Source organism: Psychrobacter glaciei (assembly GCF_014652895.1).
Classification (GTDB): domain Bacteria; phylum Pseudomonadota; class Gammaproteobacteria; order Pseudomonadales; family Moraxellaceae; genus Psychrobacter; species Psychrobacter glaciei.
In genome coordinates this window covers 282,378-294,536 of record NZ_BMZR01000002.1, presented here as the reverse complement: position 1 = coordinate 294,536, position 12,159 = coordinate 282,378, and the positions used below count along the sequence as shown (strand labels likewise).

Genomic DNA, 12,159 nt, shown 5'->3' with positions numbered 1-12,159 from the left:
TCAATATATAAAAGTGACAAATTATTTTTTAGCCTTTACTTGAGCCTCAGCAATCAACTCATGTATCTTAGCACTTTCCTTTAGCACGCAAGCATCATAGGCAGAAAGCGGCTCAGACGCTTGTTCTTTTTCCTGATCTTGCTTGGCCTTTTCTGCTAAATAATTTTCAAGTTTATCGGCTTCAGAATCGCCCATAGTTTATCTCCCATATGATTTTTACCATATATAAAACGGCACTGAAATCAGCGCCGTTTTATAAGTCGTGACAACTTAAAAGTTAACCACGATTCCTCAAATGCTGAATCGCTAAAATCAATCCCAGCTTAAAATTACCTTACCGCATTGTCCGCTTTCCATGATATCAAAGCCTTCTTGAAAGTCATCAATGTGCATGCGATGGGTAATGATGGGCGATAGATCAATACCGCTAATCAGCATTTGCTCCATCTGATACCATGTCTCCCACATCTCGCGGCCATAGATACCTTTTAGGGTTAACGCCTTAAAGATAATCTTGCTCCAATCCACCGTGGTGGTGTTAGGTAAAATACCCAAGAGCGCAATTTTAGAGCCGTTATACATATTACTAATCATTGAATCAAAGGCCTGAGGCGAGCCTGACATCTCAAGCCCGATATCAAAGCCGTGCATTTTTAACTCAGCAATAGCGCCTTCGATGGTTTCACCTTTGGCTGGGTTGATGGTCATCGTCGCGCCCATTTTTTTGGCAAGCTCTAGACGATAATCACTGATATCACTGACCACAATATTACGCGCTCCTGCGAAGCGGCAAATCGCCGTTGCCATAGAGCCAATCAGTCCCGCACCCGTAATCAGTACATCCTCACCAAGGACAGGAAATGAAAGGGCAGTATGCGTGGCATTGCCAAAGGGATCCATAATGGCTGCCATCTCATCGCTGATACGCTCATCGAGTTTGATGACATTGTCGGCAGGTATCACCAAATATTCAGCAAACGCGCCATCGCGGTCGACGCCCACGCCGATGGTGTTTTCGCACACATGTAGCTTACCACGGCGGCAGTTTCGGCAATGCCCGCAAGCGATATGTCCTTCGCCAGTGACTCGGTCGCCCACTTCAAAATGCTTCACACCATCGCCCATTTCGCTAATGATGCCGACGTATTCGTGTCCGATGATCATCGGCGTCTTGATGGTTCTTTCTGACCACTCATCCCATTTGTAAATGTGCAAATCTGTACCACAAATAGCAGTTTTTTTAATTTTAATTTTAACGTCATTGATGCCAACCATAGGTTCTGGCATGTCTTGCATCCAAATGCCTTTTTTGGCATGGGCTTTAACCAGTGCTTTCATACTTTTCTCTTATTTAACGATGTTGTACTTAATGGTTGAATCTAGCGAGTGAATACCGAACAAATATCGAACGATGCTTAATCAATCACCTTCATTTGCTTGGCGACTTTGATAAAGGCAGTGATACACTTGTCTAGCTGCTCGCGAGTATGGGCGGCAGAGAGCTGGACACGGATGCGAGCCTCGTCTTTGGGTACGACAGGGTAGAAGAAGCCAATCACATAAATCCCTTCTTCAAGCAGTGCGTCTGCCATTTGTTGGGAGACGTTAGCATCATAAAGCATCACCGCACAAATGGCCGATTCGGTAGGCTTGATATCGAAGCCTGCATCTTGCATTTGCTTCACAAAATAGGCGGTATTTTCATGCAATTTATCTTGTAGGGTATTGTCTTTTGACAGCATTTCAAACGCTTTTACCCCAGCGGCAGCCACCATAGGAGGAATAGAGTTTGAAAACAAATATGGGCGTGAGCGTTGACGCAGCATCTCAACGATTTCTTTTTTACCCGTGGTAAAGCCGCCAATAGCACCGCCAAAGGCCTTGCCCAATGTACCAGTGATCAGCTCAATATCACCACGCAGATTAAACAATTCAGTCACGCCACCACCCGTGCGGCCGACCACGCCTGCTGAATGCGACTCGTCAATCATTACCATGGCATCATATTTTTGTGCCAACGCATAGATCTCATCCATTGGTGCGACGTTACCATCCATCGAAAAAACACCATCGGTCACAATCAAACGAAAACGCTGTGCTTGCGCCGCTTGTAATTGCGTCTCTAAATCTTGCATATCCGCATTGGTATAACGATAACGGGCAGCTTTACACAGGCGTACACCATCGATGATTGAGGCATGATTTAGCGAATCAGAGATAATCGCATCCTCGCTGGTCAAGAGTGGCTCAAAGGCACCGCCATTGGCATCGAAACAGGCCGCATAAAGAATCGTATCTTCGGTATTAAAAAACTTAGAAATCGCCGCTTCTAATTGCTTATGCAAATCTTGCGTCCCACAGATAAACCGCACCGATGACATGCCATAACCTGAGTTTTCGATGGCTTTGATCGCCGCCTTTTTAATCTCAGGATGGTCAGACAATCCAAGATAATTATTGGCACAGAAGTTAAGCATCTCACGGCCATCGGCAATCTTGATTAGCGCATCTTGTGGGGAGGTGATAACGCGCTCGTTTTTATACAGTCCTGCTGCGCGTATGTCGCTGATTTCTTGTTGTAGGTGTTTCTGAAAGTCTTGATACATAAAGATTCCTTTTTTTAATATTATTAGCGTTTGTATTGATAATGCAGATATTAGGACTGCTAATAGAACCAAACTGTAGTCATTTTAAAATAAAATTGATACGCCAATATTACCGTGCTACTGGTATAAATTTTACTTGCTTGCTGTGTCTACGCTGACAGAGGCTGCATAAAATATATCCCAGCATCACCGCATCGAGTGTAAAGTGAATAGACTATTTGCTTATTAGTACGGACTACCCACAAATCTCCAAATACTGACGCACGACATTATCCATGCCTTGCTCCAGCGATTCAATCGTAAATGCATGACCAATCGACACCTCAGCGATATCACTAAGCGCGAGCAGATCGGCTAAATTTTCCAAATTCAAATCATGACCAGCATTGACGCGGATACCGTTTTGATTGGCTAGGGTGATACAGTCGCTAAAGCGTTGCTTAACCTCATCGAATTCAACATTGTCATCGCTCTTACCATTACTGTAAGCACGCGCCCATTCTTCGGTATACATCTCGATCGTCTGTACATCACTCTCGATGACCGCTTTGATTTGTTCGATATCAGGGTCGATGAATACCGCACAGCGCGTACCGAATGCTTCCAGCTCTTTGCTCAACGTTGATAAAAACTCATGATGTTTAATGATATCAAAGCCATGATCAGAGGTCAGTTGATCGTCACTGTCTGGTACGAGCGTACATTGATGCGGCTTTACTTCACGGATAATCTTTAAGAACTGCTCATTCGGATTGCCTTCGATATTGAACTCAATCTCTGGATAGCCTTTTAAGAATGCACTGATATCATAGACATCTTGGTATCTGATATGACGCTCATCGGGTCTTGGGTGTACGGTAAAGCCTTTGACCCCTAGGTCAATCAGCTTCTTCACAAAGGTCAACAGGTTAGGGTAGTCAGTGCCGCGAGAGTTACGGATTAAAGCCAATTTATTCAAATTTACGCTAAACAATGTGCTCATAGTATTTCCTTTTTCATTGTTGTTATTGATATATTTTTGGTTGTTAATGGCTAATAAAAATCGTTGGTATCAGCATACTTCTTATTCAATGCCTTTAAAATAGCATAAGTTTCTGAATCTATTTCCCCCGTTGGATTACGGGGTCGAAAGTGTAGCTGAAAGGCATAGATGACATCGCGACTGGCTTTGTCCCATTCGTCACTATTATTGATCTGATAGCCATAGTCACGAAACTGCTGCTTGATCTCAGGTATCGTGGCCGCTGCAAATGCGTCTGTATCCATAAAAGCAAGCTTGTCAGCACCTTCATACCAAGCGCCGATACCATATTGCTTATACAGCTGCTGCCAAGGGAACTTTGCACCGGGGTCTATCTTACGTGAGGGTGCCATATCAGAATGACCGATGATATTCTTTGGTGAAATGCCATATCTTGCGGTGATATCTTGTACTAGCTCTGCGACCTTTTTAATCTGCAACTCGTCAAAAGCCACATAATGCTCATAAGGATGATACGCCAGCTTGCCGTCTTCTAGCGCATCTTTATATTCAGGCGCAATTCCTGTATTGACGATTTCTATACCGATAGAAGTATCGTTTAATATCGTTCGTCCTGCAAAGCCGCCATCACCTGCATGCCAAGCTCGCTCGTTTTCTGGTACTAGATTATAAATTTTATCATCGTCATTATCTAAAATAAGATAATGGGCGCTGACCTTGCCTGTGGTCAGTGTTTTGATAGATCTATCATTGTCTGAAACCGTATAGTGCAGCACAATGGTTTTGATGCGTTCGCTTTTGCCAGTGGCTTGATAGGTTTTGCTATCTACGATGTAGTTCTCAGTGCTTGCAACTGGAGAGGTCGTGGTCACGCAGCCAATCAAGGGCAGTGTTAGGCCAAATGCTAAGAATATGTTTTTTACCATGAAATGCTCTGTGTGAATAAAGGTGAGCTTTGATACTTGCCTTTATTTTCTATTGATATTAGATAGATGAGGTCGAAATATCTTTGAAAGCTTTTTTAATTCTTGCGAATCTTCTTCGCCAACACTTTCTTCCAACTGTCCTCCAAACATTCAATCGCGAGCCAAGGCTCAATCATATCAGCATCGTATTTCTCTTTAGAATTGGCCAATTGCCACAGTGTCTCAAGTGTCGCAAACGGATAAGGGCGTTCTATCAAGTAAACTGGTAAATCAGCATCTATGATGCCATCACGCACGACTTGGAAGTACCAGCCAGAGATACCTTGTTTACTGACCCATGCCGCGATATTTGGCACTTTGGTAAACTGTCCAATCTGATCATTGATTTTGTAGCAGGGGCGTCGCGGTTGAACGATGCGTAGCTGGACACTATCATCATTACTATTGTCTTGACCGTTCTCAAAATGTCCACCATATTGAAAAACATCGCCAATACATACGGCAGATTCGGTCATTTCAGGCAGGCCATTGACGGCTTCAGTCGTAAGATTTTCGCCCAATGTACCGACGCGTACTTTTAGGCCAAACTCTGTATTGATTTTTTCATAAGTCGCAGGTGCCAGTTGATGCACCGCTTTTAGCGGACCACCATGATGCTTGCGGTCGGCTTGCTCATCAGTGGCGAGGCCCATGAAGTTGACCGCGACAGGCGCTTTAATTGGCGCTTTGTCAATGGCACTCAGTTGCTCACGGGTGAATGGCATAGATTTGCCAGCACGCACACAGGTTAGGGTGGCAATATGTAGCGGCAAGTCTTGGTTAAAGTCTTGTTTGCTTTGTGCCGTTGCTGGTAACGTAGATATCATCGGTTCTGTGCTCATAAGCCACTCTGATGGTTGGTTGTTTTTTGAGGCAGTAATGCTGACTGGTTGCTGATATCTTAGCCTAATCTTGAACCATTTTCAGAATATTTATTAGACACAGAACCGCTTATTTTTACATAAAAAAAGACCAGAATAATCATCTGGTCTTTTTTGTAATACGTTTTTAAATGTTGAACGAGTATCGTAATCAACACTCTTATTTGTTTTTGTTACGACGACCGGCCGTTTTCTTTTCACGTGGCACGGCGACTAGCTCAGCCAACTGCTCAGGTGATGACCATAGGCCTTCTAAGTCATAAAACTCACGAGCTTGTGGCGTCATCATATGGACGACAACAGCGCCCAAATCGATCAACGTCCAGTCAGAGTCGATACCGCCTTCACGGCCAAGTGGCATAAAGCCCGCTTGCTTAGCTTCAGCACCAACGCTGTCAGCCATTGCACGTACATGGCGCTTAGAGGTACCGTCAGCGATCACGATGCGCTCCATCACGTCTGTCAAATCTTCTACATTCATTACAGTGATGTTCTTCGCTTTCATATCGTCTAGCGCAGTTTCAACAACGGTTAAGCATTCTTTTAAGCGTTCTTCGGTCATGGTGTTGGTCATAAAATTTAATCTCTTGAATCGTAAATATTAAAATAAATAGGTTAATTGTCAATTTGCCATCTCGCACTGACCAGATAGAGGCAGTGACGTATAGAGATATAATAGGCAAAAAACAAAGATAAGACAATTTTAACGGAATTGAGCAGCAGAATATAGCTGATGGGCAATAATATATTGATAAATAGCAGGATTTAGCCATTTAGCGAATGGATTGGATTCAGTATTGCCAATGATATCATTTATTGACGGGATAGATGTGATTTGCGCTTCGGCTGAGGGCATTATATTTGGTTGATTGCCCAGTTGTTGTAACTGCTGGCGTATTTGTGTGCTCGATATGGCCGATATAGGACGCGGGTCTATATAAATGCGACCTTGATGAGAATTTTTCAAGACGCCACTGTCTGCTTGAGTTTGCGTGGGTGTGGGTGTAAATAGCGCGACCAGTTCAGCAGGAGAGTCGGTTATTTTATTTTGCATCTCAATAGGTAACTGGGCGTGCAGCTGGGTTTGTAGATTAGCTAACGTCTGCATCGCTGGTTTTTTTTCAGCAAGATGTGTATTGATGTCAAAAAGATGGTCATCATTGTCAGAAAAGCCACCACGGTTAAAAACCCAGAGGTCGACATAATCCGTCAGCCTGAGTCCGTCTTTCCATTTATCTAAGCTCCGTGCACTGTCCATCCCCATAATAAATATCAAGCTGTCATGCGGATAGCGCTGCCGTAAGGTGCGGACGCTATCGATAGTATAGACGGGCGGTGCTTGCCACAGCTCCAGCTCATCAATCTGTAGTGGGGTATTAAGTGTTGCGAGCTTTAGCATTGCCAAACGGTGCTTAGGGTTGGTGCTTTCATTTTTAAAAGGCGAGCGGGCATTGGGCAATAAGGACACATGCAGTGCGCGCTGTTGCTGCTTCGCTATTGGCAATAAATGCTGGTAGACGTACATCGCCATTTGCAGATGACCCTTGTGTACGGGATCAAATGAGCCACCCAAGTAGGCACGAATGGCAGGAGCAGTATTTTCTGCAAGGCGGTCATTGGTAAGGTTTGGCATAAATAAATGGGTCAAATGGCTGATAAGAAAACGTTATGATGGATTAAAAATAGACGATATAGTCGATACTAAATAAAATAGATACACGACATTATAATGCGTGACTGGTACAAATTTTTCTTGCTTGCTGTGCCTACGCAGACAGAGGCTACAAAAAATTTATATCAGTCACACTGTCTCTTTTTTATATTGACCTGACTATAGCGCTATTGTAGTGGGCAACGGAGCATCTGTCATTAAAATGGCAATAAAAAGCCGACCATCATAGTGACAGTCGGCGGTGTTATATACTGCTAATCATTAAACTTTTAATCAGAAAACCGTGTGACGCTTAAATCAAGTCACTTAAGTTAAGTCGCTTAAATTAAGTCGCTATGGGCTTGGATAGCAGTTAGCGCGATAGTATAGATAATATCATCGACCAAGGCACCACGTGATAGATCGTTTACTGGTTTATTTAAGCCTTGTAGCATCGGCCCAACACTGATGACGTTGGCGCTACGTTGTACTGCTTTATAAGTGGTATTGCCCGTATTAAGATCTGGGAAGATAAAGACATTGGCTTGTCCCGCGACAGGTGAGTCCGGTGCTTTTTGCTTGCCGACACTCATGACAGAGGCCGCGTCGTACTGTAGTGGGCCGTCGACTTTTAGGTTTGGCGCACGCTCGCGGACGATTTGAGTCGCACGGGCGACTTTTTCGACATCCGCGCCTGTGCCTGATGAGCCAGTCGAGTAGCTGATCATCGCGACTTTTGGATCGATACCAAAGGCTGCGGCAGACTGAGCCGACTGGATAGCAATCTCTGCCAGCTCTTCAGCATTGGGATCAGGGTTGATCGCACAGTCACCGTAGACCACTACTTGCTCAGGCAATAGCATAAAAAAGACTGACGATACTAAGGAATACTGCGGCGCGGTTTTGATTAACTGAAATGCTGGGCGTACCGTATTAGCAGTCGTATGAATCGCGCCTGAAACCAGACCATCGACTTCATCCAACTGAAGCATAATGGTACCCAAGTACACGGTGTCCTTTAGGTATTCGGCAGCGACATCTTCGGATGTTTTACCCTTGCGGCGCTCAACGATGGCGGCGATATATTTGCTCATGTCGAGGCTGTCAGGGTCGATGATTTCTAGACCTTCAGGCAGCGTCAAATCACGGTTTTTGGCGACTTGCTCGACATCGCTACGCTTGGCAAGCAGTACACAGTTAGCGATGCCACGGCTTTGGCAGATGCAGGCAGCTTCTACGGTACGTGGCTCAGAACCTTCTGGGAGCACGATGCGTTTTTTGGCTTGCTGGGATTTTTTGACCAGCTGATGGCGAAATGCAGAAGGTGACAAGCGCGGCTCATGATTGCGGCTAAAGTATTCTTTAATCCAGCTTAGATCTAAGTGCGCAGCCACATAACGAGCCACTTCTTCAGCGCGATCAATATCATCGCTTGGAATCTCAGAGCTCATGTGTACAAGGCTCTGTACCGTCTCGTAGCTGTCGCTTTCGACACTCATGACAGGGATGCCAGTTTTGAGCGCTGAATGCCAAAGCTCTGTAACCGTCGGGCTGGGTGTGATACCGCCAGTCAATACCAAGCCTGCCAGTGGAATCCCATTGATACAGGCCAATCCAGCGGCCAGCAGCAAGTCATCACGATCACCCGGCACCACGATTAAGGTGCCCCGCTTAAAGACTTCATTGACGCGTGACACTGAGCGCGCCGTTAGGCTAATACGGTTGATACGACGTGTTTTGGCTTCCCCAATGTTTAGCCACGTGGCATCAAGCTCTGTAGCGATATCCCATGTACGCGGCACAGATAATGAGTCACTAAAGGGTACCACACCGATGAGGCGAAACGCTTCGGTATTGAACGAAGGTGATAAGCGCTGAACTTCTTGCATAAAGTTCGGGTCCAAGCTGACGACGGCTTCCCCAGGTGCGACAGGTTGATTGTCAAAAGTGTTGGGCACATCTTGCACACGCATCAAAATCACGCCTAACGTACGCGAATCGATGACACCACCGAACTCACGGGCGTGCACATCCAGTTTGTCTGCTAAATAGGCAGGTTTGCTGATGTCAGCGGTACTGACAAATATAATCTTGGCATCCAAAGCATGAGCGATTGCTCGGTTGATTTGTGAGGCATAAGAGGTCTCGGTGGTCGGTACCAAACCTTCGCAAATGACCACATCATAATCATCGCCGAGCGTATGATAATTGCCGACGACTTCTTCCATTAAATCATCAAGGTTGTCATCGCCGATCATGCGCTCGACATGCTGACGGCTGATAGATTGAGGTGGCTTTAGACCAAAGGCATGCATGGCCAACGCACTTGAGCTGTCCAAGCTGTGTTGTTTATCAAGGGTGTCATCTTGCAAAAACGGCTTCATAAAGCCCGCTTTTATACCGTTATAGTCAAACGCGCGAATCAATCCAAGCGCAGCCGATGTCACACCGATACCGCGACTGATGGGAACAAGTAAAATGGTTTGCATAAGGTTTCCTACGATTTATTATGTTTTAGACTTCGATTTATTATTGGCAGCATAAAAAATACTGAGCGTTTTATTCTATGTTTTTTATAACCATCAGGAATGATAAACGCTGAGTATAATATCTAAATAGGCTTATACCAAATGCAAGGCCTGACGCGTTTCTTGCGCGATACGGTATTCTTCATCCGTTGGTACGACCCAAAGCTCAATACTACTGTCATCTGCATGGAAGCTGCCTTCTTTACCACGGGATAAATCCGCGTTTTTGTCCGCATCTATTTTGATACCAAAATGACGCATCACTGCTAAGATGCTGGCACGCGTGGTCACTGAGTTTTCACCGATACCACCGGTAAAGACGATACCGGTAAACTCCGGTAGCGCACAGCTTAGACTGGCAAGGTATTTACCAGCGCGGTAGCAGAACATCTCGATCGCAAGTTGCGCGTCTTTATGGCCTTCACTGGCTGCTTGCTCGATAGTACGTAGATCGTTAGACAAGCCTGATATGCCCAGCAGTCCACTGTCACTATTGAGCATTTTATCAGTCTCTTCTAAGCTTATACCGAGTTGACGTTTTAGATGCATGTGCAAGCTAGGATCGACATCACCGCTACGCGTACCCATCATCAGACCTTCGAGTGGGGTCAGACCCATACTGGTATCGAGACTCTTGCCATCGTATACGGCAGCCACCGAGCAGCCATTACCGAGATGTGCTGTTAGCCAACCATGTGGCCCTTTAGACTCCGTGATTTGGCTGGTACGCTCTGAGACATAGGCATGAGAGGTGCCATGAAAACCATAACGACGGATTTTGTGTTCTTCGTACAGGTACTTTGGCAGAGCATAACGAAACGCAACGGGCGGCATCGTTTGGTGAAAGGCGGTATCAAACACCACAACTTGCGGCATATCAGGATAAATGGCTTGCACCGCTTCGATACCCAACGCATTGGCAGGATTGTGTAGTGGTGCCAGTATCTTGAGGCGTTTGACTTCTGCGAGTGCATGATCGTCGACTCGCACAGCTGCTGAGTATTCACGGCCACCATGTACCACGCGATGACCGACCGCGATGAAATGGTACTGCTCTAATAGCTCAAGGATTTTTTGTAGCGCCAATTTATGACGACCACCCGGGATAGAGATTTCGAGTTTTTCGCCATTTAGAGTGGTGTGTTTGATACGGGCAGTATCCAGACCTAAGTTTTCGGCAAGACCAGTAATACGAGTAGAGTTGTCATCACTAATCAGCGCGTATTTGATAGAAGAAGAGCCACAATTAAGGACTAAAGTAGGACTTGTCAGGGTTGATGTGTCAGAGTTTTTATCATCAAAAGTGGTGGTCAGGCTGGCGCTCATACTCTATCCTTAGATTATATTTTATAAGTGTTGAATCATTATAGATTAACACGGGTTAAATAAACAAAAACCAGCCGTATTCATGCTGACATCCGTCAAACAAAAATAGGGCTGATTTTGGTCATTCTTGCACGGCCATACTTGTCGAGTGTCGATGAGGCGCTTGCTAGCGCGCTCGTCACAGCTGCAAGGTCGGGCTATAATGTAACATATTTTTGTGCTTATACCACGACCACGATAAGGTTTAAATTCAGTACTGAGCGTGTAATTAATACAACTGTGCACCGAGTATCATTGGGGTTTAATAGCTGCTAAAGCACTAAAACCATGAGCAATATAAATTGTAAGAAAGTTTGTCAAAAAGCTGCTAAATCGCTATTTGCTAACTAAAATGGTGCTCTAGTAATAGTTCTAAAGGTAATGTAGTACATCCAAAATAAAGTAACCCCTCAAAATAATACCAACGCTTAATAAATTTTTGAGTGATTCACAATTACTATGAATAGCAACCATGAATAGCCATTATGAATGGTCATTATTAATAGCCACTATGCGCACAGCTTTATAGAATAATGCTATGATTAAAACCTTGTCGTATCCTCCTGTTTTGGTGCTCGATTTTTAATTTGGTTTTAACTAGGGCGTGTCTTCATTTCAAAAATGGTGATAAAAATGAGATGAATTGCCGTCAAACAAGAAAAATAGCGCAGATAATATCGGGATATTAACCAGCTATTTGACGATGTTTGGCAAGATTTAGCCATTTTTAGCCCATTTAGATGACTATCGATTGAATTGAAGACAAGCCCTAATACTGCTTGCTCTTAGCGCCTCCACACCATTGCAATGTTAAAGGTCATCTATTCTATGCTTATTAAATCCCATTTCTCCAAGTCTGAGTCTACTAACGTATTGGTTAGCAGTAGCCGCCGTGTCTTCTATATTTTCATTATTGGCAGTACCATGATGTTGGGCTTGTCAGGCTGCGGGCAAAAAGGCGATTTGTATTTAGTAGACTCCAGTAGCCAGACCGTGCAAGAGAGTACCGATAAAATCGACAGTACCAGCAATCCACAAGACGCTGCCTTCGCTAGTGTCGATGATGATGACTATCAAAAAACGCGCTACCTAGAACAGCAGCAAGTATTGCCTGAGCCGAGCACCGATATTAACGATTATTAATTTTATAGAAAAATTGTTTGTCAAAGAGCCGTTCTTGC

Annotated in this window: 11 protein-coding genes; 1 reads left to right on the top strand and 10 read right to left on the bottom strand. The window is 44.7% G+C overall.

Annotation, left to right across the window (positions count from 1 at the left end):
* Nucleotides 1-21: 21 nt before the first annotated feature.
* The 10 genes from IE130_RS05985 to IE130_RS05940 form a co-directional block, all read right to left on the bottom strand.
* Nucleotides 22-195 (bottom strand): hypothetical protein, encoded by a 174-nt coding sequence (locus tag IE130_RS05985; protein ID WP_189583156.1) that lies wholly within the window; start codon nt 193-195, stop codon nt 22-24.
* Nucleotides 196-312: 117 nt separating this feature from the next.
* Nucleotides 313-1,338, bottom strand: a complete 1,026-nt coding sequence (tdh, locus tag IE130_RS05980) for an L-threonine 3-dehydrogenase (RefSeq protein WP_189583153.1) — start codon at nt 1,336-1,338, stop codon at nt 313-315.
* Between the two features lie 77 nt (nt 1,339-1,415).
* Nucleotides 1,416-2,606, bottom strand: coding sequence for a glycine C-acetyltransferase (kbl, locus tag IE130_RS05975; protein ID WP_189583150.1), 1,191 nt, complete (start codon nt 2,604-2,606; stop codon nt 1,416-1,418).
* A 235-nt stretch (nt 2,607-2,841) separates the two neighbouring features.
* Nucleotides 2,842-3,588, bottom strand: a complete 747-nt coding sequence (locus IE130_RS05970) for a pyridoxine 5'-phosphate synthase (protein WP_189583147.1) — start codon at nt 3,586-3,588, stop codon at nt 2,842-2,844.
* A 50-nt stretch (nt 3,589-3,638) separates the two neighbouring features.
* Nucleotides 3,639-4,514, bottom strand: a complete 876-nt coding sequence (locus tag IE130_RS05965; protein WP_189583144.1) for an N-acetylmuramoyl-L-alanine amidase — start codon at nt 4,512-4,514, stop codon at nt 3,639-3,641.
* A 95-nt stretch (nt 4,515-4,609) separates the two neighbouring features.
* Nucleotides 4,610-5,380 (bottom strand): MOSC domain-containing protein, encoded by a 771-nt coding sequence (locus IE130_RS05960; protein ID WP_189584102.1) that lies wholly within the window; start codon nt 5,378-5,380, stop codon nt 4,610-4,612.
* 214 nt (nt 5,381-5,594) lie between these two features.
* Complete coding sequence (rsfS, locus tag IE130_RS05955) at nt 5,595-6,008, bottom strand: ribosome silencing factor (protein ID WP_010195955.1); 414 nt, start codon at nt 6,006-6,008, stop codon at nt 5,595-5,597.
* Nucleotides 6,009-6,137: 129 nt separating this feature from the next.
* Entirely contained in the window at nt 6,138-7,067 is a 930-nt protein-coding gene (locus IE130_RS05950) for a nicotinate-nicotinamide nucleotide adenylyltransferase (RefSeq protein WP_189583141.1), read from the bottom strand.
* Between the two features lie 359 nt (nt 7,068-7,426).
* Nucleotides 7,427-9,574 carry a phosphate acetyltransferase gene (pta, locus tag IE130_RS05945; protein ID WP_189583138.1) on the bottom strand — a complete coding sequence of 716 codons (2,148 nt, stop codon included), beginning with the start codon at nt 9,572-9,574 and terminating at the stop codon, nt 7,427-7,429.
* Between the two features lie 132 nt (nt 9,575-9,706).
* Nucleotides 9,707-10,939: an acetate/propionate family kinase gene (locus IE130_RS05940; protein WP_189583135.1), complete on the bottom strand. Its 1,233-nt coding sequence runs from the start codon at nt 10,937-10,939 to the stop codon at nt 9,707-9,709.
* An 867-nt stretch (nt 10,940-11,806) separates the two neighbouring features.
* On the opposite strand from IE130_RS05940, the gene lptM reads away from it, so the two are divergent.
* Complete coding sequence (gene lptM / locus IE130_RS05935) at nt 11,807-12,121, top strand: LPS translocon maturation chaperone LptM (protein ID WP_189583132.1); 315 nt, start codon at nt 11,807-11,809, stop codon at nt 12,119-12,121.
* Nucleotides 12,122-12,159 lie beyond the last annotated feature (38 nt).

Coding starts and splice junctions, on each gene's coding strand:
- IE130_RS05985 (WP_189583156.1), bottom strand. CDS start 195: ATGGGCGATTCTGAAGCCGATAAACTTGAAAATTATTTAGCAGAAAAG.
- lptM (WP_189583132.1), top strand. CDS start 11,807: ATGCTTATTAAATCCCATTTCTCCAAGTCTGAGTCTACTAACGTATTG.
- IE130_RS05960 (WP_189584102.1), bottom strand. CDS start 5,380: ATGATATCTACGTTACCAGCAACGGCACAAAGCAAACAAGACTTTAAC.
- IE130_RS05970 (WP_189583147.1), bottom strand. CDS start 3,588: ATGAGCACATTGTTTAGCGTAAATTTGAATAAATTGGCTTTAATCCGT.
- IE130_RS05940 (WP_189583135.1), bottom strand. CDS start 10,939: ATGAGCGCCAGCCTGACCACCACTTTTGATGATAAAAACTCTGACACA.
- kbl (WP_189583150.1), bottom strand. CDS start 2,606: ATGTATCAAGACTTTCAGAAACACCTACAACAAGAAATCAGCGACATA.
- IE130_RS05965 (WP_189583144.1), bottom strand. CDS start 4,514: ATGGTAAAAAACATATTCTTAGCATTTGGCCTAACACTGCCCTTGATT.
- rsfS (WP_010195955.1), bottom strand. CDS start 6,008: ATGACCAACACCATGACCGAAGAACGCTTAAAAGAATGCTTAACCGTT.
- IE130_RS05950 (WP_189583141.1), bottom strand. CDS start 7,067: ATGCCAAACCTTACCAATGACCGCCTTGCAGAAAATACTGCTCCTGCC.
- tdh (WP_189583153.1), bottom strand. CDS start 1,338: ATGAAAGCACTGGTTAAAGCCCATGCCAAAAAAGGCATTTGGATGCAA.
- pta (WP_189583138.1), bottom strand. CDS start 9,574: ATGCAAACCATTTTACTTGTTCCCATCAGTCGCGGTATCGGTGTGACA.